Below are 23,618 nucleotides of genomic sequence, written 5' to 3' on the forward strand. Positions count from 1 at the left end.
CGCTTTATTTGATCTTTATCAACCCGTTTCGGTATAAATCCAGGGCTTCGTTTAGGATCAATTTAAGGGTGTCTATGGCTAAATCCTCATCAGGGTTGATGTTGAAAACCTTCATGCGGGTTCGCGTTCCTTGTTCTAATTCGGGATGATGAAGGTGCTTGCCTTCTACCATCAGCAGATAGGGTTGATTCGTTTTCTTGTCGGTTGACAAAAAGCAAAACATCTTTTTCCGGTAGCAGAAGCAGGGCATGCCCCACTTCTGCGTTTCCGAAATATTTTCATCTTGCTCAAAAATGATGCTGCGCAAGGCCAGCAGGCAGCTTTGATTGGGCTCTGGTTGGTTGGAGTAGAAATGTTCTAGATATAAGTGCATGACCATTTTATTTAATACCAACCAGGAATTCAATCTCTGCATCTTCGAGATTTTGAGCTTTCTCGCCAAAAACTTCGAAGTCGGCAACGTAAGCACGGTCGAGGTCCATCTCCCAGATTTTTGTCCATTGCTTCACGACGATGCCTTCGTTGAGGTTACCTCTGGTAGTCGTTTTTACATAATTGCCGCCAGCGATCGATTTTCCAATCATGCCGGTGGGAATAGCCTCCAAGGTTTCCACTACACAACCAATGATGGTCGTGTAGGGTTTGTTATGGTCGCCCTCGTAGTCGGTGTAAAGCGAATAAATGGTATTGTCTACTTTGTTGGGGATTTTGGCAAGGATTTGTTCGCCCATAAACTTTCCCCAAAGTTGTGCGATATCCTGCGCGGCTTGCCCATTTTCGTTAGTGGTCCTGATGGCAATACCGATGATCTTAAAAGGCTCAATTTTTACGTTTTGCACGTGGTTGTGGTTTTGGTTCGGTGCAAATGTAGTGGCCGCAGGTGACAGCCTTGTGTCAGGGGTGGTTGCCCATTTTTTTCGACAGTTCTCCAAGTATTCGTTTAGGGTAAGTGAATGAGGGGTGAATTTTTTACCCGTGAGGAGCAGGCTTTGGATGCGGTCTAGCCGAAAAGCCCTAAAGTCATTCTTTTGCTGACAGAAAGCGACCAAAATCCAGTTGCCTTGGGTGGTGTATACCGCAAAAGGTTCCACCTTGCGTTCGCTCCGGAAATTATCCAGCGACAGATAAATGATCTTGACGATTTCAAAATCAGCAATGGCCGATTGAAGCTGTATTAAATAATCGCTGGTTTTTTCCTCAGTAGGGTTATCACGGATTTGGATTCGATCAGCCAGGAATTCCGTTTTCGTTTGGTGACTAATCTTTAAGTTCGCCTTGATTTTGGTAAGGGCACTTTGGTAGTGTTGCGCCAGTGATTGATCCTTATTCTTAAGGAGGAGAAGTTCTGCTGTAATCAAGGCCTGGGTCTCTTCTTCCGTAAACATGACGGGCGGAAGCTTGTAGCCCTCCATGATGGAGTAACCCTTTCCTTCTTCACTAATTATAGGAATTCCCGAACTTTCCAGCGTTCTGATATCCCGGTACACCGTTCGGATACTAACCTGGTGTTTTTCGGCAATATCCCTGGCGGTAACCATCCGCTTGGATTGCAGTTGGGTAATAATAGCGGTCAATCTTGTCAGGCGGGGTTTGTCTGATGCCATTTTTCGGGAGCTTGCTTGGTAAAGATAGCTTGCTTGATTAAATCTTCTAGATAATGCATAGTTAGAAATGTATATTCGTTAATTGATTAAGGTGTCATTTATGGACTATAAAAAGGGCTAAACCGCTTATCAGGCAATGGAAAATAGTTACTTGTACCAAGTTGTTTCATCAATTACAACGCAAGAGAAGAGTACACTTTTGGCCTTTCTACAATCGCCTTATTTCAATACTGGAAGTACCCAGGAGGAGATTATACGGCTATTTCAGGTTTTACAATGGCCGTCTCCTCTTCCCGACAAGGCCACCATCTATGAGCACGTTTTCCCAGGCAAGAAATTCGTTACTGGTAAGCTTGATAAGCTGATGACTGAGTTGAATGGTTTGATTCGGCGTTTTTTTCTTGTCGAACGCTATTCAAGCGAGAATAATACTTTCCAGCAGGCATTGGACTTTGCTACGATACTTCGGGAACGTAACTTGATGACCAGATACCCACAGTCCATACAAACTGCAGATAAAATACTCGCTGAAAACTATCAGGAGTCGGTAACCTATTTTTACTACGCGTTTAGGTTGGCGTACGAAAAGCATACCAATGAAAGCCACAACAATAGAATTAAAGGGGATTTGGACATCCCTGCGACATTAGAGCATTTTGATAAATATTATGTGCAGCAGCGGCTTGAATTACTTAATCTACTCTTGTTGCAAGGGAAATTTACGGCCTTAGCTATTCCATCTCATCTTACCTCCGTGGATTTTTTGACGGGCCTAGTACCTGAAGATAGCAAAAATGTCACGCTCAAGCTTGCCGAAAGCATCTATTTGCAATTGGTGGCTGAAAAGCCCTCTTCGGAAACCATGTTGCTGATTTTGAACCTGCTGCGTGAAAATGAATCGACTATTGATACGGAAGTGCTCAGGGATTTTTATGCTTATTTGCGGAGTATTTGTGGGATGCTTGTCCAAAATGGCGAGCGTTCTTTTTTGCAATTATTGCATGAGATACAGCGAGAGAACCTGCGCAATGGATTTCTTTTTTATCAAGGAAAGTTGGCTCCCAGTACCTACATGGGGGTGGCAAAGGTCGCTATATCAGTAGGTGAGACCGATTGGGCGTTTGATTTTGTGGAAAATTATAAGGACCAGATTTTTAGTGAACAAGACATTGAGCCATTTTATTTTTTCAACAAATCGCAGTGTCTTTTTTCCATTGGGAAATACGAGGAAGCACTCGCGCTTTTACCAGAGACGTTTACGGACTTGATGTATTTATTGAGCTGCCGCCGGATGGAGTTGAAGCTGTATTATGAGCTGGATTCGCCGCTCTTGTCTTACAAGATTGATGCACAGAAGATGTACATCAGTAGAATATCGAGGCAGCTAATTTCTCAGGATGCTAGGAAATTAGAAAGCAATTTTATCAACATCCTTCTACAACTTAGCCAATGCCCTCCGCACGATACTGCTAGAATTGATAAAATAACAGCTCGCGTTGAGGAGAAAAAACTGGTAGCAGAACGCGATTGGCTGTTGGAAAAATTATCTCAACTTAGGAGCAAGAAGTAAAAATGTCCACGCAGGAGCGTAGAGAGCGTTCTGAAAAAAAAAACACACCGCCCAAACCTGAGCGGTGTGTTTTGAAAATCAAATATTTAGGATTATTGCTTGACAATAATCAAAGTGCGTTTTTCTAGATGAGTGGTAATTCGACAAACATAGGGCCCTGCGGGTAAGTTCTGCACCGATAAATGATATTGAGCACTACGAGCAGGAATAATCGTTTTAGACATCAATTGCCCTTGCATCGTGTATAATTCCAATGTCGCAGGATCATTAAGTTCATGAACAAATTGGATGTGCAATTGATCTAAAACAGGGTTAGAGGTGGTCCAACTATTCGGAGTGTTATCGGTGAACTGTTTAGCCAAACCTGTTGCATTTGAAGCTTGATCTGACGGGTTGCTTCCTCTTAATTGACTGTTACAGGCGACCATTGTGTAATTCTCAGGGTAATAGTATAAAAAGCAGCTAGTGGCTGAATACAATTCCACACTAAGCTCTAAGGTGTTGGGTGTTGTAACTTCTAAAGGAGTAATGATAGCAGCGGTTGTGTTGTTTCTGTCGTTTCTGATAATCCATTCATCACAGCCTCCGCTGAATATACCCCAGTCGGTCTGGGTGTCTGCTACCATTAAGTGATATTCATTTCGATTCTCAAGACCAGGGCTCACTTTTAGATAAAATACATCATCTCCGATGGCTACAGCCAAACCAAAGTAGGGGTAGGCTGACGCAGGAAGAGGTGCGTTGGGAGATTGTAAGAAATAACTGAGGTCTACTGTCATCGTACCAAAGGTGTTTGGAGCAGCTACCGAACCAAATACGTTACCGATTGCGCTTGGTACCAAGCACATATCCGACGTATTGATTACGTAATCGACGACTAAAGGACAGGTAGGGGGAGGATCGTTAAGCACTTCCTTTTCCTGCAAATTATTCTTAAAGGGCAGTAAGGCGGTGGCATTGAGCTGGATAGTGAAGGTGAAAAACAGTGCTATTGCCGTAGCGGTGAAAGTGTTTGTGTTAAGCATAATGTAAACCGTTTATTTGTAAAGTAAAAGAGTGGGAATAAGCCTTGAAATATCTCCCATCTCAAAGGTAATAGATAAGGGGGCTGATTTTTTATAACACTTTTTTGACTCTTTTCTGTGTAGACATACTTTCAGCGTACGAATAGGTGGTTTTTTCCCTTCCTGAGGAAGCAGTTTTTAAGCTAAGTCGGAAAAGAGAAAGATTTGTGTTACAAATATTAATAGGTTTAAATCGCTGATAATGTTATTGTTGTAGTGGTCTTGATGAAGCGTTGTTGCTGCGTTTACCTTTCTCCATATTCGGAAATTGCCACTTAATCTGTTATTGGCATGGCCTCTCTGTAGTCTCATCTTTGTGTTGTCAACGGTTAAAAAACTCCCTAGACGGCAACTATTATTCCATTTCCTGAATCTGAGCACTCGTTAAATTCCTTCAAGGAAAGGACAATTTACTTTGCACACATCAATTACTAATTTTTACAATGAAAGCAAAATTAATCCTCTCAATACTCCATTTGTCACTGTTTGTTTTATTGTCCAATTCGCTTAATGCTCAAATATATACCCAATTAATAACTGGGTTAGACTGGCAATCCTATTTTATTAATGGTCGATTATCAAATGCAAGTCCCTATTCAACGGTTATCAATGGACCTTGGGGTACGGTTGCTGCACCTGTAGGGATGCCCAACAACTGCCTGAGTACACCAATTAGCTATCCTGCTACCCCCATTTTCCATCCAGAAAAAACGAGCTGTGATTCAGGCCCCATTACGACTTATTATAAAAAAGAGTTTACGCTTGAAGGTGGCGAAAATGAGATTTGCGCTGCAACGGTAACCCTGCGGGCTGATGATTATTCAAGGTTGTATGTAGATGGTACTCTTGTGCCTGGTTTTACGGAACTGGGATGCCATTGGACTATAATACCTGAAATGCACAATCTGATAACAGATGATTGGCATGACGTTGTCACCGTTGATATTATTAACTATCTCGACCCTGGTCTAGATACACATACTGTCGTTTTTGAGGTAGGGAATTGTATTTATCAAACTTACCTCGCCGCTACAATTAATATTACCCAGGAAATGTCCTGCATTCCTGACGCTCAGGTCAATTATTCATCACAGGATGGAGGGCGTGTTTGTGAACTCACATTCAGTGGTACCCAAAATTGTTACACTCACGAGGATTGGATTGTTTTTTATACTCCGGTAATTGGTCAGCCGTATCAAAAACTTTACGAGGTAAGAGGTAACTCCAGAATTGGTGCGGCAAAAATGCTCGAATTGCCTACTGGTTGTAATTATTACCGAATCTACCACAAGGTTTGGCATACCAAATGTGATGGAACTATTGTATCGCATCAAGTATTGACGCCAATCTTCAGTATTTGCTGTAGTTCAGATGGCGGCACCCAACTATTACAAAATACCAATGATGAAGCAGAATCAACGGAATCGTATATCAATGAATTTCTAGAAAAGGAAACTGATCCAAGAAATCAAATACCGATACTTTCTTTGAGAAACGCTGTTGGAATTTACCCCAACCCAACCACCAATGACATCAATATCCGTTTCGATGAACCCTTCACTGGGCAGATAAAATTGGTTGATGCTCTGGGGCGCCTGGTTAACGTCCAGACTGTTCAGGAAACCATTTCCACAAGCTTTGATCTATCTGCTCAGCCTATTGGCCTTTATTGGGTAATCACACTAAGTGGAGACCAACAACAGCAGTTTAAGGTTGTGAAGCAGTAGCTCATCTATCACTCATCTTTTTATCAAGTTACCAACCCTATCTCTTTCTAATTCGCTAAAAGATTTTATAGGGTTGGTAACTACCAATATTTATTAATCATGAATAATTTAACGAATAGATTACACAGTCTTCTAGGTGCCATATTATGTTTAGTGATGCTCGGGGTGTTTTCACCTGTTCAGGGACAAGATGGGCCAATGAAGATTTATGGTGGAATGAATACCAATATTGCCGAAGTGCCTTTTCAAGTAGCATTAGAAATCAATAATGGCCTTATATGTGGCGGCATCATAATAAATGAGGAATGGATTTTGACTGCAGCACATTGTATCACAATGAGTGAGAATGCTGAAGACATTATTGTTATTGCAGGAGCAGCAGATAGGCATAATCAAAGCATTGGCCAAAGAGTTGGTATTGACGAAATTATTCTCCATCCTCAATATGATGATAATAGTATGCTAACCGAAGGTAATGACATCGCATTATTGCATTTAGAACAACCATTATGCTTTAATGATAGCGTTCATGCCGTAGCTTATGCAACTGAAAGTACGCCAGTTGAGGTAATGTCTTCTGGTGCACCTCTTACTATTTCAGGATGGGGTAAAGGGGCCAACGGTAACTATTATACACTTCTGTTACAGTCAGCAGAGACAGCAATAATTAGTGGAGAAGAAGCTATACCAATGTTACAAGAATGTACTGGAAGTGAAAATACAGCGTTTTCAGAAAATTTACTTTATGCGTTTAATGGGACGACAAGTATTGGTCATGGAGATAGTGGTGGACCAGCTTTTGTAATGTATATGGGGAAACCTTTACTTGTAGGAATAGCAAGTGCAGTTTGTGATGATGCTCCTATTGAATATCCTTCTATTTTTACCAATGTGAAAAACTATTCAGATTTTATCACCAGTAATATTACCGAAATAGTAGCCTTCAATTTTGAAGACGAATATGGTGCTGTCAAGGAGGAGTTCTGTTACGGGGAAGATGTGTATTTAGATGGGACCCTCTCGCGTCATGAAAACCAATACTATATTGACCTCTGGAAAAGGCCCATTGGAGATTCCAGCCACTTTTCATACGTTGAAAGCTTAGGCTGGACATTGAATACAGAAGTTGGCGTTGTTAACTTAACCCAAGCTTTTGCCGACTTGAACTATCAACTTGAACCAGGATACGAATACCAGGTCAAACTAGCCATTGCTAACCTTCCTTGTATTCCGTGGACGGAAGTGACGCATACTTTCACTTTAACGTGCTGTGATCCTATTATCCCTAGTGTTGGAACTTGTGTAAACCCTTATAATAATCAACTTACCGTTACCATTCGCGGCGATTCCCAAAGCAATTGGCATTTGGCTCAGGCTTCAGATTGCACGCAGAATGCAGGGTTTGCAAGTTCCTTCCTAACCATCAATTGGATGAATAACTATACCTCTTTCCGCTTACCAGCCAATAGTGGTTGTTATTGGTTGTTCCGTATCGTAGACTAGGGCGTTTGTGGGAGTTCAGTGATTAGAATCCTCATCAATACGGATAATGTTGACACTGTCTGCGGTGAGTTTTGTGATGACTGGACGATCCAGACGGACTACTGGCCTTGCGAATTGGCCATCTGGCAAATACCGGAAGCCAATAGTTTTCCCGATGGAACGATTATTACTGCTACCCTCAATAATGAACCTGTAAATCAGGTGCAAATGGGGGAAGTTAATTTTGATCCGAGTATGCTAGATGATCCTCATGGATCAACTTATGCACGGGTTTGCTTTACCGTACAATTGCCCAGTTGTCAGCCTGTAACCAAATGTGAAAGCATCAATCTTGGTGATTGTGGTTTGGATGGAAATCCTGATGGGGGTCGTGGTATAACCAATCCTGAACATACAAATAACCACACGGAGACTACCTTTTCGATCAACAACCCCGTCAGCGATGTCATCCGCTTTTCTTACCCTATTGAACAGGGTACTGCCGAATTGTATACCATGCAAGGGCAGCGCATCAAATCCTTCTTGCTGAACGGGACTTCGCAACTGGATGTAGCCGACTTGCCTTCAGGTACTTATCTGCTTTCTATAGCTCATAGCACAGGACATGATACCAAGCTAGTGGTCGTTACCCACTAAACCTTGATAAAAAGTAAACCGTTGGCCGTGCATGTTGATTTTCTGCAAAGAAGATGAATGTGTGCGGCTTTTTTGCGGTGAGACATGAGCTACCTTTAAATCTTCCGCAACTTAAAAGTATACACCCCATTCCGCGTATGTGCCTTAAGGTGCAGTTTGTTCTTGGTGATCAGGTTCACGGAAGTGTAATAGGCAAAGATTTCGTTATCATCTTCGTCGTAGAAGTACATATCGAGGTAAAACTCTACTTCCTCATCGTCATCGACATAGTCCCATTCACATTCGTAGAACATATTCCATTCTCCATCAAAGAAAGTGTTCTCAGAAGCATCATCGTAGACGGCGGAATAGTCGCTGTAGAATTCGATCACATCGCCACGGAAATCATCTATCACATCATCGCGGAAGAGGTTCCAGTCGCTGCGGTAGAAAGCTTTGTCAAATTCCCAGGCGCCTTGGAGCTTGTCTTCGCGACGTTCCAGCCGCGCATCGGGCGTACAGGAAAAAGTGGTGGTAAGGATACTTAAGATTACTAAAATTGCCAGGTGTTTCATGATCGTCGGGGTTTTATTTGGATACTAAATTGTTCTTTAAAAATACAATCTGCCGGGCGGAGAGTTAGCAAGCAATTCTTGTTTTAACGAGGGTTTAACGGTTTTAAACTGCTGGCGTATTCCTGGAATAGCTAAATTGCTATATTTGTTAACTAACGCGTCTCACAATGAATATTCAACTAAGCATTCCCAACGGGAAGACCGCTCTTTTTTTACTCTCCGTCCTCCAGTTGTTTGCTTGTCAGAAGACTGACTTTGGCCCGCTACAGAAGCTATCGGTGGAGGAATTGGTGCAACGGCATCAAGATTTATCATTTTCCCTCAGCGAGACAACCTTCCGATCTATGGATGGTCACGCCGTCACTGAGGAAGAGGTAGCTGCCCTGAAGGAAGGCGTTTTGGCGATTGATTACTACGTCGATTCCTTGGGCATAATTCGAGAAGGCATTGTTCGTAAGGCAAATTTTGAAGACTACATTGCGCGCATCTTAATCGCTAATATTGATTTTGATCCCACAAAAGACGTGCCTGTACTTTCCTTTAATTGCGATAGCTTACAATACCAAATGGATGATGTCTATCGATTCCAGCAGGAAGACTGGTCGGGATATGAGGAAAGTAATCCACTCGGTTTTTTTGCTTTCGAGCAAGCAAAAATAGTTTCCATTGTCAATCAATGTGGTTTTCCTGATGTAGAATTATTAGGCAAAAAAGGGCTAACCACTTTCTGGCTAATGATCCAACACAGTAAAGCTCCACTTATGGCCCATTATTACCTGGAAATAAAAAGGCTAGTCAAAGCAGGGGATTTAAACGAACAAACACTAGCCCTCACAACCGATCGTCTGTTGATGAACAACGGCTATCTGCAAGTCTACGGCTCCCAACTGCTGAACGGAGAGCTATACCCCATCGAAAATGCTGAGACCGTCGATCAACGCCGCGATTCTTTAGGTTTGGGGACGTTGGCGGAATATTTGGAGGGAGTTAAGGGGGGCTAAGTCTAATTTTCTCTGCGTATAAAAACATATTCTACATAAACGTTTTCCAATGAAACTCAATTTTTTCTGGTTTGCATTTCTGGTTTTATTGGTGTCTGGCTGTAAACAAAATTCAACCACTACTTTTCAAGGAAAGTGGCAATCTTTAAACGATAAAGATGTGGTCGTTGAGTTTAAACCAGATAATCAGTACTGTCTTTATAGAAAAGGAACCCTCTTATATGAGGGAGTGAATGAAAGAGGCTATCTAACTTATGATATTTCGTATAAAGAAAAATCATGGTTTGATTTAGTAATATACAATGAGTCAATCAATGATATTTTCTCTAAAAATAAGATAGAAGTGGTTAATGAAAAACGTATTAGGATATATGCTTTTAAGCATCATGATATCTTGGACGTTGCCGATGAATATTATAAAGTTGCTGACTTTGATAGCTTTGATCGTGTTATGAAACAAATATTATCCCTCCCAGAAAGCGGATCTTAGATAAGAAGGTAGGGTTGATGGCTTGGGCTACATTTTATAAACAAAACTAATCCCCCAACAACACCGTAAGCAAAGAATCAACCGCAACCGTAACATTTACGGATGGATCACTTTTTAATTTAGCGCCTCTGAAAATCTCCACTATCCTGCCTTCGCGATCTGCTACAATAGTACAAGGATACCCCCATATCAAGCGGAAGCTTTCCTCAATGGTAGGTTCATCATTGGGTATATGGTGGAAGAGGAAAGTATTGGTCTTTAAGAACTCCTTAATGGTAGGCTCCGCATCTTTAGAGAACGCTAAATAATTGACCTTTTGCTCACCGAACTTGTTGACGATGGAATTTAAGTCTGGTATTTCGGCAATACAGGGAGCACATTTTATGAACCAAAAATTTATTACGGTCACCTTTCCCAGCAGGTTTTTGGTCGTAATTGTTTTCCCGTTGATATCTGCAACACTGAAATCAGGTAGTAGTGCGCCGACAAGGCATTGTGGGTCGAACCCTGAATACCCCACCCCTTTTTTCGTAGACCCTTCTATCTCAAATTCAACCGCTGTGACATTTTCAAAGCATTCCTTATAACGAACTTCATAGGTATCAGTAGGTTGACAAGAGGTGGTTGTGAATAATAATAGGATAGCTAGCGCGTGATACAGATCATGTATCGGTTGGGAAGAAATTCTATTTTGTAGACATTGAATGATTAGCCTCATTTTGTTGAGCGTTTTAATTTCCAGTCAATTAAAGCTAGTTCCCTCGCAGGATCTCTTGTGTTCTGTTCTCAATCAATTCAACTCGCTCTAAGCTTAGGTACGGCCTAATTCGGTCAAGGTATGCTTGCCTAACAGTTGGATCGGATTGGTGGTGCACAACAAAGGCTACTACACTAGTGTAATCATGCCCTACTCTCTCTCGGGTAGGGTACCCAACATAGGTAAGTATGCTATCAACGCGTACAAGGTTAATGGAGTCGATTTTATTCCGCATAACTAAGAGTCGTGCTATTTCTGCTTCTGAATTACCCAGCGCATTCATTTTTATTCTTAGTCTTTGATCATCCTCTTCTATTTCTTTAAGTATTTCCATCAACTTCCAATCAAAGAGCGCTGAATCTAAACGCGGCCTACTTTCTCTGTAAAGTCTTGCTCTTTCCATCTCCTTTTGTTTGTACAAGTCATAAGCATTGCTTCCTTCTTGGGTGATACAGAGGTCAAAAACTTTTTCAAATTCGGTGGTGTCGATTTTATAAACATACCTGTAAAAGCCCTGCTCGGCCAGATACCTTACGTCAAAGATTTTAGTGCAGGCTGATGAATCATGTTTTGCCGCTTTTCTGAGATTATCATAAATTGGTTTGGAGGGAGATTGAAGCGTCGCCAGATAAAAAGATATTCTAAAATAATCTTCTGCTTCGTAAGCTTCTACAAGCTTTTTTCGACGAGTTTCATATTGATCTTCTCTGATCGACTCCTGTCTTTCAGGAATAAATGGTTCCGTCTGGTCACTGCAACTTTGAAAAAGGGTAAATAATAAGAAGCAGAGTGCTATGAGGTGGAAAATAGCCTTGGCAGTGGTGTTATTTTGATGCATAAAAGTAAGGTGTTAATTATTCTTCTTCCGCCTCTCCTGCCGATCCTCCAGCACCCGCTGATCATCTAAATCTGCGGGAGAGGTGATTTCAATATCAAAAAAAGCAGCGTATTCTTTGATGGGTTCGAAACCTACACTCGCTCGGATGCTGTCGATATGGATGGGGTCTTCGACGGGGTAGACGGCTGATTTACCAGTATCCGGGTGTTTGGCAATTTGGGTGCCGTAACGTTGTCTTTGGCCTCTTCTCATCAGCACGCGGTCCTGAAGGAAGGCGTAACTGGACATTCTGCTTTCCCCTTTTTCGGCAGATTCCCGGAGGAGCGGCAAGTATTTTTCCTGCACTTCGAGCGGGGAATGCTGGATTACCTGCCAGAGCGCCCGATTTGCCGGTTCTCCTATCTTGTTGATGGCCAGCCAACCGTGTGCATCCAGTACAGATGCCACATAGATGAGGTTGAAGCTGTCCTGCATTCCCATCAGATCGTAGTAGGCATTCAATTGGAGGGAGTCATCGGCAAATTTTTCGCGGGCGCAGCTGAGGAGTTGCCTTAGGGTTTGGTCTTTGACTTTTATTTGGTGCAAGGTGTCGGCTATTCCGCTGTACTTTTCTCTTCTTGCGTAGTTGGTGTCCATTATTTCCCGAAAGCGTTCGTGCTGTCGGAGGAACTCATATTCCGGATCATTCTCTAAACTCTCCAAAATTTCCTGGGGTTGCCAGCGGAGGAGTAAGGCTTTTTCCAGGTAGAAAATAGAGCGTTCCTGATTGCCCGCTTCGGTCCAATAGGAAAAACCATCAGTATAAAAACCACTGTCAGGAAACTGCCCTCCCTTCATCTCCAGTGCCTGATCGCACAGCTGACCCGCGGCGGTGTATTGCCCCAAGTCAAATAAACTATCGGCCTGGTGAAAAAGCCGATGAAATTCCTCGCCGTGAGAATTTTGGGAGGTAGCCAAATTAGGGAGTATCCCGAATGCGATAAGCGCAATTGCGCAAAGAGCGATTTTTGTTGAGTGAGTAGAGAGCATAGTAAAATATTTATGGGCGCTAAACAAAGATGAGAAATTGTACTGAAAAAAACTTGTAGTGAGTAGTTTTTAGCAAATTCTAGAGAAAGCTTTGATTATTAGGGCAAGGACAAGTGTCGTTTGTGCTTGCTATAAAGAAAATTAGCAACTCTGGATGGGCCACTGGTCTAACGGATTAGACGGATTACCTGCGGTGATCGTCGCAAGCTCCTCTGAGTTTACACGGCTTTTAGAGCAGTTAGACACGCTACTCCTACAGCTCACCCCGCGCAAGCTGCCTGGAGGGTGCGACCGCAGGGAAGCAGTGGCCCTTTTCGAAGGGCGACGGAGCGAATAGCGAACCCCGTAAGGGAGCGACCCTGCCCCAACCTTAAGAAGGGGCAGAGATGCGCCCTGATAATATTACTCCATCTTCACCGCGTACATCTACTGAAAGAGCTTCACGGTGGTGGCCTCAATATTGAAAAGGCCATTCATACGATGTTTTTAGAAACTACCTGAAACCCCCAGCTCTTTCAAAATAACGTAGCTCATGGTTGTTATACCTGTGATGAAACAGTCTGTATCAACAGTGAAGCGCTCGTTATGAAGATCCGTAACGATCCCTTTCGCTGGGTTACCTGTACCTAGCCTAACCATGACAACTGGGAGTATTTGCGAATAGACCCCGAGATCATCACTTCCGCTCCGGAGAGAGGCAACACTCACTTTGTCATTCCCTAATACTTCTTGGGCATAAGTAAAGGTTCTTTTGGCCAATTCTGGATTGTTAAACACGGGGTCAGGCCCTGGTTCACTTTTTATTTCAATTTTGACCAAACCTCCATATTCAAGTTCGATGGCAGCGATCATTTGTTCTACTTTTTTCATTACCTCTTTTTTGAAATCCATGTCGAATACCCTAAGGTTGACAATGAAGGTCGTTTGTTCGGGGGTAATATTCACGTTGTCCATTCCGAAATTGGAGCTGCCAAACTGCACGATGTTGAACAGCAAAGGGTGTACAGGGTCGCTGGTTTCGGCAAGTGCCAGTTTCATTTGAGTTGCTAATTTGATAGCTGCCCAAATTGTATTCGCACCAGCATGTGGCTTGGCTACATGACTTGATTTGATTTTGTTGGTATCCACCGCAACATTGAAAGTCAGGATATCAATTCCGGCTTGAGCATAACCCTCTCTAACCGCAACCTGGTCATAGGCTAGCTCGGGGCTGGCATGGAGGGCTACTATTCGGTCAATTTTTAAATCATTCCAAAGAGTACTCGCCAACAACTCCCTTGCGCCGCAATTAGGGGTTTCCTCGGCTGTTTGGAAGATGAATAATACGGTTGCATTTATTTGCGCTCTGACTTTCCAAAGGGTTTCCATGATGGAGAGCGCGATGGCCATGTGTCCACTATGGAAACATGAATGTTTGTACATGATTGACCCGTCAGACTGCTTATAGGGCAAGGCATCTAGGTCAACCTTATAGGCCAAGACGCCCCTGTTTGGCCCCTTTCCCGTACCCTCAATTCGCATAATACGGGTATGTGATCCGGGGAGTTGAATGACCGGGACTCCTAAATGTTTCGCGAAATTTTCTGTATAAACAGCCGTCTTGTCTTCATGCCAAGAGGGTTCTGCGATGGCATTGAGATCTTTCCAAATCTGGATAGCCTGAAGATGCTGCGACGCAGCGGTAGTTTTGACGAACTCAGCCAAATCAGATGGCTTTTCCGTCACTAGTGATGGTGAATTTTGCATGATAGCAATAGTTGAAATTAGTAAAAAAAAGAAAAGGCTTTTCATAATGGTTATTGATTTATTGATGAAAGCAAAGCAGTGTTTCTTCCCAGAGAATTCTTGGGAAATCTTTTTTGAGAGCAACTTATAAGAAGTGAAACCTAGGTTTGCATCATGCTTGCCTGGCGGACGGAGTAGATAGCCTCCATGTCACATGATGGATAGTTAATTGCTTTCATTGATGCTCATGATTATTATGATCAATGCACCAGGTAATGCTATCCAAAAAATTTCTGAGTCAAGAGCATAAAAAATGGAGTATCCTGAAAGGCTCCAGAGTGCAAGCCGAATAGTGAAAATTGACCAGTCGCCTTGGCTTGCGGGTACTTTGAGGGATTTGTAAAGAGCATTAATAACACTCATCACCAACATTCCAAAAATCGCAGATAATATGGTGCCAATTAGAAGCTCAATTAGCTGCCCAAATAATAGGCAAATAAAATCCCAGAGGTCTATTAGAAATCCTTCGATTTGTTGTTGTAATTTCATTTTACTTTACGTTTTTGTATTGGAGATGATTTTTTTCTATGGCAAAACTATTCGCAAGTAGCTGACAGAGAGGCTTTAGTAGCAACCGACTTGACAATAGACCGCAATTACCATTGAAATGGAAGAAATGCGTAGAAATAGAAGACAATGGAAGAATTAGACAATGAGCGCTTAATAGCACTTTTGAATGCCTTTTGCAGGAAAAACCGACTTAGTCGTGGCGAAGAATTATTTATTGGTGAGCAATTGAAGCAATATGGGGCAGCAGTATCCACATCGGTAGACACAACCGGGAATGCCTACGAACCACTGGTGGATGAAATTTTAGGATTGGTACCGCGTGGCCAAAGAGGGGATGCATTTAAAGGGACCAGGTTCAATGAATTATTCCATCGTACAAGATATCAGGGAGAGATAGATGGAGTTAAGCGTTGGTATATGCCGGAGTTTTTCGATTATATCTATGAGTATATTGCACTAAAGGAGGAGAGAGTGGGTATCAACTCCCGTTTTCATTATTTATACAATGTGCCCAGTACTTTACTTGACTGCTATTCCCTGGAAGAAGTAGAAGCGATTTTGGAGAGGAAAGAGGAAGCAAGCGAGTTGTTTAAGCTACTACAATTGAAAGTAGAGAAGGATGCTCGTACTAAGGGAGAAAATGCTCCGGCTAAGTCTCCTGAGTTGCCCATTGATACAACTGAAGAGATTCAGTTGTATCAAGGTCGTTTGAGACGGTCTTACCTGTTGATTGTTTTGTTGGGAGCAAGTTGCCTGGCATTCGCGGGTCTTTATTTTTTGAGCAATAGGATTCCAGAAAACTACGGCATGGCGCCGATCAACTATGAAGCTCTTCAAGGTGATTCTATTGGGCAGTTTTCTTTGGTTTTTCGTTCCAAAGACACCTTGGACAAACTTTGGACGTTTCCAGAATTGACGTTCTATCGTCTAAAGCATCAACCCAATGATGACAACGGCTATTTGGTGAAAATGAAGGGGCTTTACCGTTCATCAGGAACAGCATGGCAAACGGATAGTATAAACCATGTCGGATTTGCAAAAGTATACGGCCCTTTTATTCAATTAGAATTAGAACCTGAAAAAGATAGAGATCTCAAACTCTACGGAAAATGGTTCGCCACTATTTTTGTTGGCGATTCAAGAACTGAGGCGATGTTCAAGCCAGGTTTTGTTACCTATGGTGTAGGAGGAGGAATTTCTAATTACAAAACGAAGGAAGAGCGTATCGAAAATATCTCCAGCTATGTTCTAAGGATGCACCATTCCTCCCCAAACAATTTGATAGATTCCATCACGCTAAATGAAATGATCAAAAAGGTTGAAATTATAACCGATTCCATAGCTGCCCAACCCGATAGTGTGAAATTTCAATTACTGCGAACTATGTTTAATGGGAATTGAGTGGGGGGTAAAGTAGCACGAATCCAATAAGGGAGCGCACCTACCCTTTTTGCTGGCTGGGGCAGGTGCGCTTGATAATTTTACTCCATCTTCACCGGCTCCATCTCCTTAAAGAGCTTCACCGTAATGGCCTGTACTTTGGTGCGATAATCCACAAAGTCTTCCGTCACCAGTTTGTTGACTTTTTCCAGGACTTCCGCCGTGTGTTGGCGGGCTTTCTCCAAGGTGAAACCTACCATCTGGCTCGGCTCACCGTTGATGTCGCCGATGTAGCGGCGCACGCCCCAGAGGCTGTTCATCAAGGTGTTGGGGTCGCGCTTGATGCCTTTTACGTCTTCGGGCTCCATGAAGAGCTCCTCTACCTGGGCGATGCTGTCGCGCAGGGCTTTGCCCCATTTCTTCACTTCCTGCTGTGTAGAGTCGGGGGCGTGTACCAGGGCCTGCTCTACCAGTTTCATGTCTTTCTGCATCTCTTGCAGGCGGTTGAAACCTTCGGTAGCGGCGGTCACGATTTTTTCTAATTCTGCATTGGCTGCATCGCGGTTGGCCCAGGTGTTAGCGGCGTACTCTATGCGTGGGTCGGCGTGTACCGTCACCGTGGTCTGACCAGTTTCTTCGCCGTAGGTCATCAGCAGGGTATAGGTGCCCGGGGCAACACTTCCGCCCGTCGGAGGGTCGGCATCCGGCTTGCGCTCGCGGCGGCTCGGGAACTCAAAACCATCACCGCGCAGGTTCCAGGTGAAGCGGTTAAAGCCCGGCTCCACTTTCTGCGTAAAGGTGCGGATGGTATCACCAGCACTGTTGATCACCTGAATCTTTACCTTGTCGCTACCGCCCTTGGGTTTGCGTTTCGGCTGCTCCTCGGCTTCGTCGTCGCCATCTTCCTGGTCTTTCATCTCCTCTTTGGGCGCTTCTTCGGCTTTCTTGTCTTTGGGCTTTACCCACACTGTGAGCAGCGCACCCATAGGGCGATCTTCGCCTACAAACTCGGCATCCGCAATAAAGCGAATCCCCTGGTAACTGCGCGTCTCTGCCAGGTAAGCATCGGGAGAAGGGAAGGTCGCGAACGGCTTTTTCAGGATCTCTCCATTCGTACGGGCAACTTCCCGCATCGGACGCAGGTCGTCCAAGATCCAGGCGGCGCGGCCGAAGGTGCCGATGATCAGGTCTTGCTCGCGCGGGTGGATTTTCATATCCGCCACGGGCACACCAGGGAATCCTTCGGTCCACTTGGTCCAGGTCTTACCGTAGTCGATACTGAAATATAGGCCGTGATCGGTACCCAGCCACAGGTGCCCAGCCACTTGTGGGTCTTGCACAATGCTGAGGGTATAACCACTCACGGCGTCTTTTCCGACGATGCGCTGCCAGGTCTTACCGTAGTCTTTGGTGTGGTAAGCCATCGGCTCAAAGTTGTTGCGGCGGTAATCGTTCACAATCACAAAAGCTTCGCCAGGATTGATGCGGGAAACTTCGATGTAAGGAATCCAGCTGCCAGCTGCAGCACCGGGTAGTCTACTGGCCAGATTGGTCCAGTTTTGACCACCGTCGCGGGTCAGTTGCAGGTTGCCATCATCGGTGCCTACCCAGATGGTTTGGGCATCGAAATGATCCGGCGCAATGGCCAGAATGGTCGTATAGTTCTCGGCTTGTGTAGCGTCGTAGGTCAAGCCACCACTGATGTCGGCTTTTTGTTTCTCGGGGTCATTGGTGGTCAGGTCGGGGCTGATGATGGTCCAATTTTGGCCACAGTCGGTGCTCTTGTGTAGGTATTGACTACCAAAGTAGATGGTGTTTTCCTGGCGCGGATCTTGAGCCATGGCCGCGTTCCAGTTGAAGCGCAGCTCTTCCCCTTTTGGGTGAACGGGCTTGATGAAGGTCGTTGCGCCGGTCTTGCGATCGACTAGCCCCACGTTGCCACCCTGACTCATCGCGTACACGTAGCGGTTGTCGCTGGGCTTGAAGAAGAGGTCAAAACCATCGCCAAAGAACACTTCCTGCCAGTCGTGGTTGGTAATTCCACCACTCTTCCAAGCCTGGCTGGGGCCTACCCAGGAGCCGTTGTCCTGCATACCACCGCCCACGTTGTAGGGGATGTCCATGTCGTGGTTGATATGGTAAAACTGCGCTGCCGGGATGTTGGTCACAAAACGCCAGGTCTTGCCCCGGTCGCGGCTGATGTTCAGTCCCCCGTCGTTGCCTTCAATCAGGTAGTTGGGGTCATTGGGGTGAACCCAAAAAGCGTGGTGATCGGGGTGCACGTTGGTCCCATAATCCAGAATAACGCGGAAGGTTTTGCCCCCGTCTTCACTCAGGCTCACGTAGGTATAGAGGTTATAAATGCGGTTTTCGTTGATCGGGTCTACGTACAATTCCGCGTAGTAAAACGGACGGTTACCAATGTTTTTCTCGCTGACGAGGCTCCACTTTTTACCACCATCGGTGCTCTTGTACAAGCCGTTTACTTTGGCTTCTACCAGGGCGTAGATGATATTGGGTTCGCTGGGCGCAATGGCCAGACCAATACGCCCGAGGTCGCCTTTGGGGAGGCCATCTTCGGCGGTGCGTTGTACCCAGGTATCGCCACCGTCGTAGGTCATGTAGAGGCCAGATTTCGGGCCGCCGGAATTGAAGAACCAGGGGTCGCGGTCAAACTCCCACATGGCGGCCAGCAGCTTGTCGGGATTGGTGGGGTCTACCACCAGGTCGGCGATGCCCACGCCGTCGGCTACTTTGAGCACGTGTTCCCAGGTTTTGCCGCCGTCTTCGGTGCGGAAAACACCGCGCTCGGGGTTAGGTCCCCAGATGGAGCCCATAGCGCCGACGTAGACGACATCTGGATTGTCGCGATGGACGATGATGCGGTGGATGTTTTGTGTTTTTTCGAGCCCTACCAGTTCCCAGGTGTCACCACCATCGCGGCTGCGGTAGAGGCCCTGACCGGTGTTATGGCTGTTGCGGGGGTTGCCTTCGCCGGTGCCCACCCAAATTTCGTCGGGGTTGCGTTGGTTAATTTTGATGGCACCAATGGCTTGCAGTGGCTGCTTGTCGAAGATGGCTTTCCAGGCAATACCACCGTCGGTACTTTTCCAGACGCCGCCAGAGGCATTGCCCACGTAGATGATTTCCGGATTGCTGAGATCGACATCAATGGCCGTTACGCGGCCACTCATACCGGCGGGGCCGATGTTGCGAGGAGCCAGGTCGCCGAAGTACTTCTGCTCGGGCAGCTGTTGTGCGAGCAGGCCGAAAGCCAGCAGTTGTAATAAGATAAGGACAGTAGCGTTGCGCTGCAACGACGATAGAAGGATTGTAAATGGTCGCATACTAGTGTAGGTAAAGACGTCGTAGTGCAACGTCTCCGCTGCTACCACGCCTAATGAATAATCGTAAAGACGTTACACGGCAACGTCTCTGTGTGAGAGGCCACACCCAAGGGTAAAGAAAAGCAAAACAGGGAGTTCCACAAAATGTTTCACTGCACCAAGGCAGGTAGGCGCTGCTTTTTATGCATGTGTTTTCCTATTTGGGCACTTCCCTTCCGACCTCCCCCTTTAATCTTGGTGTTGATCGTATGATCGTATTGGTACGATTGGGCTGCCAGCTGATCGTCTGCCGCTCCGTAAGGCAGGGTTTCATACCCTGCATAGAGCCAAAGGCATGGCCTCTAATCAAGTAATCGGAGCGTACCTAAATGTATGATTGTATAGGGTACGATGACTGCAATTTTTGCCAAGATATCCACCATCAAAAATTAGGATCATCCAAGATGTCTGTGGTAGAATTTTGTGGTCTGGATTTGTAGCTGTAATAAACAATTTGAGCATATAGTAACCAAACTAGGATAAACAACATTTTTGCCATCGGAGCGAAGCACATTGACAAGAATAAAAGGAACTGGGCGGTAATTTGCCCCCATAAAAGCTGGCCTCCTTTTTTATGTATGTTGAAGTAACTGAGACTACATATGATGATCCAGATACCTGGCGATTCTAGGAGGTAGAAGAACAAATCCTCTACTCCTTTATACCGTTCAAGATATCCCTTTGATTGCCAAGTCCCCAACCCAAATATTTCTCTCACCAGTTGGAAGATTCCTAGAAGAACGACTAGTAAAGAAATGACCAGAGCGGTGGTAGGCTTTTTCATCTTGTACGCGTATTTCATTAAGAAAGATCATCCAGCAAGTCATCCCTCATCTCTTTTTCAGGAACCTGCTCCTTACTGCTGCGCCATACCACTGAAAAAAGGATCATCCAAGCCAGTATATTAAAGGTCACCAGCGCGAATGGATAATACGTGAGTAAGAGGATGACGAACATTTGTAGTACCATTAACCACAGCGTGAGTGTACGCCTTTTAGCGTGTAGGTAGCCGTATATTAGCGAACTGATGATGGCGCACAAACCGGGAGAACCGAGGATAAGCCACCAAAAAAAAGTATCGTTGGACCAGCCTATGGTTTCATTAAGCCCCCAGGCATTCACCCGAAAGGATTCTCGGTAGAGCTGAAAAGAACCTAATAAGCCAAGTAAGACAATGATGATCCAGAGCGACCTTCTTTCGTTTGCCATGAGCAGCTTACTTCAGGTCCAGAATATTGCCCATGTTGTAACAAGCACGGCAACGTGGTTCGTACTTGTCTTTTTCGCCTAAGACTACTGTAGAATCTTCCGACGAAAGGCGGTAGGAGTGGGTGGCCAGGTTGCCACAATGGGAGCATATAGCGTGTACCTTGGTGATGTATTCAGCTACCGCCAGCAGCCCGGGGATCGGGCCAAAGGGTAGACCGCGAAAATCCATATCCAGGCCAGCTACGATCACCCGTTTACCCGAAAGGGCAAGCTTTTGCACATTTTGAATCAAATCATGGTCAAAAAATTGCGCTTCATCAATACCGACGACGGTAACATCGTCGCTTGTTTTTAGAATTTTATCAGAGTGGTCAATCGGGGTCGCCAGAATGAAATTCTCATCATGGGAAACGACTTTTACATTATCATAACGGGTATCTACACGAGGTTTGTAGATTTCTACTTTTTGGTTGGCAAACTTGGAGCGCTTGAGTCGGCGCAGCAATTCTTCGGTTTTTCCCGAAAACATAGAGCCACAAATCACTTCAATCCAGCCACTGCGTTGCCCACGAAAAAAAGGTTCTAGAAACATATAGCTTAGCTTTAGCTCGAAAGATAGGGTAGCTTCACAATTTTACCCAAGAAAAACGGTTTATCCTTAGCACAATCTCAGATAAGCCTTTATTTTTGGGCTCGGTTCTGAAACTAATTAAGACGTCTTCCAACTACATGGACTTACAACAAGCGAAAATTCTACTGGAAAAAATCAATGCCCTGCACAAATCCGTTAGCCTGGATAAGGGAGAAGTTTCCAATATTGAGCGCGATTTGATGCTCAGTTATATTCGTCAATTTTACGAGGCTTACCTCAATACCGATACCAGTGCACCGCCACAGCCAATGAGTAGGCCAGTTGCACCGCCATCACCGCCGCCGGTAGAAAGAACAGTTTCGGAACCTTTACCTCCGATTGTAGAAGTGGAGCCAGCTCCAGCACCGCCGCCACCTCCCCCTCCTAAGCCAGAGCCTGTGGTGGTTGAAACACCAGCTCCAGCACCTGCTCCCGTACCTCCACCCGCAGCAGCTCCTGCACCGCCGCCAGCTCCGGCTAAAAAGACAGCCAGCGCAGGTGTAGAAGCATTGTTTAAGCACAAAGCCGCCAAGGAGCTTTCGGAAAAATTGAGCCAACAAGCGATCACCGACCTCACGCGTGCGATGTCCATCAACGATAAGTTACTTTACTCCAATGAGCTGTTTGGGCGAGACATGGCCGCTATGAATGAAACGCTCCAACAGCTCAACAAGCTCAATAGCATGGAGGAAGCCCGTGAGTTGCTGATCGATATTGCGGAAAAAAATGACTGGACAGAAGAGGAGCGTACCGATGTAGCAGAGAGCTTCATCAAATTGGTAAGAAGGAAGTACTAGACGAACTTCATCCGGTAGTCGGCGCTCACCTTGCCTTTCTTAATATTCTCGAGTTTTCGCTGAATCAAGCGCTTCTTGATAGGTTTGAGGTATTCGGTGAAGAGCTTACCATCGGTATGGTCGTATTCGTGCTGAATCACCCGGGCATTGAGGCCACTAAAGGTAGCTTCATGCTCCACGAAGTTTTCATCGACCCAGCGAAGGCGGATATTTTCGGGGCGTTCTACATCTCCCCGCACATCGGGGATACTGAGGCAGCCTTCTTCGTAGGCCCATTCTTCGCCTGATTCCTCGATTTTTTCGGCGTTGATGAATACCTTTTTGAGGCCATCGGCTTCTTTGCCTTCTTCCATCATCTGAACGGTGTCTACAACAAAGAGGCGGATCGCTTTACCTATTTGCGGAGCAGCCAACCCGACACCATTAGCATGGTACATGGTTTCCCACATGTCGGCGATGAGTTTTTCCAGATTAGGATACTCTGCGGTAATGGGTTGGCCCATTTTTTTTAAAACTGGTTGCCCGTAGGCGTAAACTGACAATAACATAAACCCAAATTAATAATTATTTACCTCGAGGTATTCTTGCAAAATGATGGTCGCAGCCATTTTATCCACCAGCCCTTTCTCTTGTCTCTTTTTGCGTTTGAGGCCACTTTGCAAGATGGCTTCTTTGGCCATTACGGAAGTATAACCTTCATCTTGCAAAACGAGTTTAAGTTGGGGGTATAATTTTTCCAATTTTCGCATCAGCCCAATGACGTGTGGCGTAACCTTGGTCGGATTGCCATCCGCATGGCGAGGTTCTCCGATTACCACGGTTTCTACTTCTTCTTCCGAAAAATACTTTTCCAGATACGCTAGCAAATCCTGTGTTGCCACTGTATCCAATCCATTAGCGATGATCTGGAGTGGATCTGTCACTGCCAGGCCGGTGCGTTTGGTGCCGTAGTCGATTGCTAATATTCTTGCCACAGCACAAAGATAGGCACAATAAGTGATGGATAATTAATAAATTGGGGAGGATTTTGCTTTCAATGCCATCAATGCCTTGGCCTCAGGGATGACCAATTTCAAATAGCAAGCCGAAGCCTACTAGAACAAAACTGATCGTGCTTTTTATTGTGGTGTATATCCCTATACCTTGT

Annotated in this window: 23 protein-coding genes; 9 read left to right on the forward strand and 14 right to left on the reverse strand. The window is 45.0% G+C overall.

Annotated features, from left to right (window positions below):
* Window positions 1-4: 4 nt before the first annotated feature.
* Window positions 5-373, reverse strand: a complete 369-nt coding sequence (locus tag AB0L18_RS13190; protein ID WP_367393064.1) for a DUF1801 domain-containing protein — start codon at window positions 371-373, stop codon at window positions 5-7.
* 7 nt (window positions 374-380) lie between these two features.
* Complete coding sequence (locus tag AB0L18_RS13195) at window positions 381-1,604, reverse strand: WYL domain-containing protein (protein ID WP_367393065.1); 1,224 nt, start codon at window positions 1,602-1,604, stop codon at window positions 381-383.
* 136 nt (window positions 1,605-1,740) lie between these two features.
* On the opposite strand from AB0L18_RS13195, the gene AB0L18_RS13200 reads away from it, so the two are divergent.
* Complete coding sequence (locus tag AB0L18_RS13200) at window positions 1,741-3,174, forward strand: hypothetical protein (RefSeq protein ID WP_367393066.1); 1,434 nt, start codon at window positions 1,741-1,743, stop codon at window positions 3,172-3,174.
* Between the two features lie 92 nt (window positions 3,175-3,266).
* Here the strand turns inward: AB0L18_RS13200 and AB0L18_RS13205 are convergent, their stop codons facing one another.
* Window positions 3,267-4,199, reverse strand: a complete 933-nt coding sequence (locus AB0L18_RS13205) for a T9SS type A sorting domain-containing protein (protein ID WP_367393067.1) — start codon at window positions 4,197-4,199, stop codon at window positions 3,267-3,269.
* 482 nt (window positions 4,200-4,681) lie between these two features.
* Here AB0L18_RS13205 and AB0L18_RS13210 point away from each other — a divergent pair, with 482 nt between their 5' ends.
* The 3 genes from AB0L18_RS13210 to AB0L18_RS13220 all read left to right on the forward strand — a co-directional run bounded on the left by AB0L18_RS13210 (window position 4,682) and on the right by AB0L18_RS13220 (window position 8,104).
* The gene (locus tag AB0L18_RS13210) at window positions 4,682-5,965 is read left to right on the forward strand and encodes a T9SS type A sorting domain-containing protein (RefSeq protein ID WP_367393068.1); all 1,284 of its coding nucleotides are present in this window, start codon (window positions 4,682-4,684) and stop codon (window positions 5,963-5,965) included.
* Between the two features lie 99 nt (window positions 5,966-6,064).
* Window positions 6,065-7,468: a DUF1986 domain-containing protein gene (locus AB0L18_RS13215; protein ID WP_367393069.1), complete on the forward strand. Its 1,404-nt coding sequence runs from the start codon at window positions 6,065-6,067 to the stop codon at window positions 7,466-7,468.
* An 18-nt stretch (window positions 7,469-7,486) separates the two neighbouring features.
* Window positions 7,487-8,104 carry a T9SS type A sorting domain-containing protein gene (locus tag AB0L18_RS13220; protein WP_367393070.1) on the forward strand — a complete coding sequence of 206 codons (618 nt, stop codon included), beginning with the start codon at window positions 7,487-7,489 and terminating at the stop codon, window positions 8,102-8,104.
* Window positions 8,105-8,199: 95 nt separating this feature from the next.
* Here the strand turns inward: AB0L18_RS13220 and AB0L18_RS13225 are convergent, their stop codons facing one another.
* Window positions 8,200-8,658, reverse strand: a complete 459-nt coding sequence (locus AB0L18_RS13225; RefSeq protein ID WP_367393071.1) for a hypothetical protein — start codon at window positions 8,656-8,658, stop codon at window positions 8,200-8,202.
* A gap of 167 nt (window positions 8,659-8,825) precedes the next feature.
* On the opposite strand from AB0L18_RS13225, the gene AB0L18_RS13230 reads away from it, so the two are divergent.
* Window positions 8,826-9,659 (forward strand): DUF6624 domain-containing protein, encoded by an 834-nt coding sequence (locus tag AB0L18_RS13230; protein WP_367393072.1) that lies wholly within the window; start codon window positions 8,826-8,828, stop codon window positions 9,657-9,659.
* 49 nt (window positions 9,660-9,708) lie between these two features.
* Window positions 9,709-10,149 carry a hypothetical protein gene (locus AB0L18_RS13235; protein WP_367393073.1) on the forward strand — a complete coding sequence of 147 codons (441 nt, stop codon included), beginning with the start codon at window positions 9,709-9,711 and terminating at the stop codon, window positions 10,147-10,149.
* 46 nt (window positions 10,150-10,195) lie between these two features.
* Here the strand turns inward: AB0L18_RS13235 and AB0L18_RS13240 are convergent, their stop codons facing one another.
* Genes AB0L18_RS13240 through AB0L18_RS13250 form a run of 3 tightly spaced genes read right to left on the reverse strand, consistent with a single transcriptional unit; the run spans window position 10,196 to window position 12,773 of the window.
* The gene (locus AB0L18_RS13240; protein ID WP_367393074.1) at window positions 10,196-10,867 is read right to left on the reverse strand and encodes a peroxiredoxin family protein; all 672 of its coding nucleotides are present in this window, start codon (window positions 10,865-10,867) and stop codon (window positions 10,196-10,198) included.
* A gap of 34 nt (window positions 10,868-10,901) precedes the next feature.
* Window positions 10,902-11,744, reverse strand: coding sequence for a hypothetical protein (locus AB0L18_RS13245; protein WP_367393075.1), 843 nt, complete (start codon window positions 11,742-11,744; stop codon window positions 10,902-10,904).
* A gap of 12 nt (window positions 11,745-11,756) precedes the next feature.
* Window positions 11,757-12,773, reverse strand: a complete 1,017-nt coding sequence (locus tag AB0L18_RS13250; RefSeq protein WP_367393076.1) for a DUF6624 domain-containing protein — start codon at window positions 12,771-12,773, stop codon at window positions 11,757-11,759.
* Window positions 12,774-12,927: 154 nt separating this feature from the next.
* On the opposite strand from AB0L18_RS13250, the gene AB0L18_RS13255 reads away from it, so the two are divergent.
* Window positions 12,928-13,110: a hypothetical protein gene (locus AB0L18_RS13255; protein ID WP_367393077.1), complete on the forward strand. Its 183-nt coding sequence runs from the start codon at window positions 12,928-12,930 to the stop codon at window positions 13,108-13,110.
* Window positions 13,111-13,259: 149 nt separating this feature from the next.
* On the opposite strand, the gene AB0L18_RS13260 is transcribed toward AB0L18_RS13255, so the two are convergent.
* Together AB0L18_RS13260 and AB0L18_RS13265 are read right to left on the reverse strand one after the other, a co-directional pair.
* Window positions 13,260-14,564 (reverse strand): M20 family metallopeptidase, encoded by a 1,305-nt coding sequence (locus AB0L18_RS13260; RefSeq protein ID WP_367393078.1) that lies wholly within the window; start codon window positions 14,562-14,564, stop codon window positions 13,260-13,262.
* Window positions 14,565-14,723: 159 nt separating this feature from the next.
* On the reverse strand, window positions 14,724-15,047 hold the full coding sequence (locus tag AB0L18_RS13265) for a hypothetical protein (RefSeq protein WP_367393079.1): 324 nt from the start codon (window positions 15,045-15,047) through the stop codon (window positions 14,724-14,726).
* Between the two features lie 147 nt (window positions 15,048-15,194).
* Here AB0L18_RS13265 and AB0L18_RS13270 point away from each other — a divergent pair, with 147 nt between their 5' ends.
* Complete coding sequence (locus tag AB0L18_RS13270; RefSeq protein ID WP_367393080.1) at window positions 15,195-16,469, forward strand: hypothetical protein; 1,275 nt, start codon at window positions 15,195-15,197, stop codon at window positions 16,467-16,469.
* Between the two features lie 80 nt (window positions 16,470-16,549).
* Here AB0L18_RS13270 and AB0L18_RS13275 read toward each other — a convergent pair whose 3' ends face one another.
* The 3 genes from AB0L18_RS13275 to AB0L18_RS13285 form a co-directional block, all read right to left on the reverse strand.
* On the reverse strand, window positions 16,550-19,795 hold the full coding sequence (locus AB0L18_RS13275) for a hypothetical protein (protein WP_367393081.1): 3,246 nt from the start codon (window positions 19,793-19,795) through the stop codon (window positions 16,550-16,552).
* Window positions 19,796-20,635: 840 nt separating this feature from the next.
* Entirely contained in the window at window positions 20,636-21,043 is a 408-nt protein-coding gene (locus AB0L18_RS13280) for a hypothetical protein (protein WP_367393082.1), read from the reverse strand.
* 7 nt (window positions 21,044-21,050) lie between these two features.
* Complete coding sequence (locus AB0L18_RS13285; RefSeq protein WP_367393083.1) at window positions 21,051-21,635, reverse strand: thymidine kinase; 585 nt, start codon at window positions 21,633-21,635, stop codon at window positions 21,051-21,053.
* A gap of 137 nt (window positions 21,636-21,772) precedes the next feature.
* Between AB0L18_RS13285 and AB0L18_RS13290 the strand changes: the two genes are divergently transcribed.
* Window positions 21,773-22,471 carry a hypothetical protein gene (locus AB0L18_RS13290; protein WP_367393084.1) on the forward strand — a complete coding sequence of 233 codons (699 nt, stop codon included), beginning with the start codon at window positions 21,773-21,775 and terminating at the stop codon, window positions 22,469-22,471.
* On the opposite strand, the gene def is transcribed toward AB0L18_RS13290, so the two are convergent.
* Both def and ruvX read right to left on the reverse strand, forming a co-directional pair.
* Window positions 22,468-23,019, reverse strand: coding sequence for a peptide deformylase (gene def, locus AB0L18_RS13295; RefSeq protein ID WP_367393085.1), 552 nt, complete (start codon window positions 23,017-23,019; stop codon window positions 22,468-22,470). The two genes, AB0L18_RS13290 and def, sit on opposite strands and share 4 nt — an antisense overlap.
* Window positions 23,020-23,028: 9 nt before the next feature.
* The gene (gene ruvX, locus AB0L18_RS13300; RefSeq protein ID WP_367393086.1) at window positions 23,029-23,445 is read right to left on the reverse strand and encodes a Holliday junction resolvase RuvX; all 417 of its coding nucleotides are present in this window, start codon (window positions 23,443-23,445) and stop codon (window positions 23,029-23,031) included.
* Window positions 23,446-23,618: the final 173 nt, after the last annotated feature.

This window comes from Lewinella sp. LCG006 (assembly GCF_040784935.1).
In the GTDB taxonomy this organism is placed as follows: domain Bacteria; phylum Bacteroidota; class Bacteroidia; order Chitinophagales; family Saprospiraceae; genus Lewinella.

Coding starts and splice junctions, on each gene's coding strand:
- AB0L18_RS13255 (WP_367393077.1), top strand. CDS start 12,928: ATGGGCCACTGGTCTAACGGATTAGACGGATTACCTGCGGTGATCGTC.
- AB0L18_RS13265 (WP_367393079.1), bottom strand. CDS start 15,047: ATGAAATTACAACAACAAATCGAAGGATTTCTAATAGACCTCTGGGAT.
- def (WP_367393085.1), bottom strand. CDS start 23,019: ATGTTATTGTCAGTTTACGCCTACGGGCAACCAGTTTTAAAAAAAATG.
- AB0L18_RS13275 (WP_367393081.1), bottom strand. CDS start 19,795: ATGCGACCATTTACAATCCTTCTATCGTCGTTGCAGCGCAACGCTACT.
- AB0L18_RS13270 (WP_367393080.1), top strand. CDS start 15,195: ATGGAAGAATTAGACAATGAGCGCTTAATAGCACTTTTGAATGCCTTT.
- AB0L18_RS13230 (WP_367393072.1), top strand. CDS start 8,826: ATGAATATTCAACTAAGCATTCCCAACGGGAAGACCGCTCTTTTTTTA.
- AB0L18_RS13250 (WP_367393076.1), bottom strand. CDS start 12,773: ATGCTCTCTACTCACTCAACAAAAATCGCTCTTTGCGCAATTGCGCTT.
- AB0L18_RS13285 (WP_367393083.1), bottom strand. CDS start 21,635: ATGTTTCTAGAACCTTTTTTTCGTGGGCAACGCAGTGGCTGGATTGAA.
- AB0L18_RS13225 (WP_367393071.1), bottom strand. CDS start 8,658: ATGAAACACCTGGCAATTTTAGTAATCTTAAGTATCCTTACCACCACT.
- AB0L18_RS13205 (WP_367393067.1), bottom strand. CDS start 4,199: ATGCTTAACACAAACACTTTCACCGCTACGGCAATAGCACTGTTTTTC.
- AB0L18_RS13240 (WP_367393074.1), bottom strand. CDS start 10,867: ATGAGGCTAATCATTCAATGTCTACAAAATAGAATTTCTTCCCAACCG.
- AB0L18_RS13290 (WP_367393084.1), top strand. CDS start 21,773: ATGGACTTACAACAAGCGAAAATTCTACTGGAAAAAATCAATGCCCTG.
- AB0L18_RS13280 (WP_367393082.1), bottom strand. CDS start 21,043: ATGGCAAACGAAAGAAGGTCGCTCTGGATCATCATTGTCTTACTTGGC.
- AB0L18_RS13195 (WP_367393065.1), bottom strand. CDS start 1,604: ATGGCATCAGACAAACCCCGCCTGACAAGATTGACCGCTATTATTACC.
- AB0L18_RS13235 (WP_367393073.1), top strand. CDS start 9,709: ATGAAACTCAATTTTTTCTGGTTTGCATTTCTGGTTTTATTGGTGTCT.
- AB0L18_RS13200 (WP_367393066.1), top strand. CDS start 1,741: ATGGAAAATAGTTACTTGTACCAAGTTGTTTCATCAATTACAACGCAA.
- AB0L18_RS13210 (WP_367393068.1), top strand. CDS start 4,682: ATGAAAGCAAAATTAATCCTCTCAATACTCCATTTGTCACTGTTTGTT.
- AB0L18_RS13190 (WP_367393064.1), bottom strand. CDS start 373: ATGCACTTATATCTAGAACATTTCTACTCCAACCAACCAGAGCCCAAT.
- AB0L18_RS13260 (WP_367393078.1), bottom strand. CDS start 14,564: ATGAAAAGCCTTTTCTTTTTTTTACTAATTTCAACTATTGCTATCATG.
- AB0L18_RS13245 (WP_367393075.1), bottom strand. CDS start 11,744: ATGCATCAAAATAACACCACTGCCAAGGCTATTTTCCACCTCATAGCA.
- AB0L18_RS13215 (WP_367393069.1), top strand. CDS start 6,065: ATGAATAATTTAACGAATAGATTACACAGTCTTCTAGGTGCCATATTA.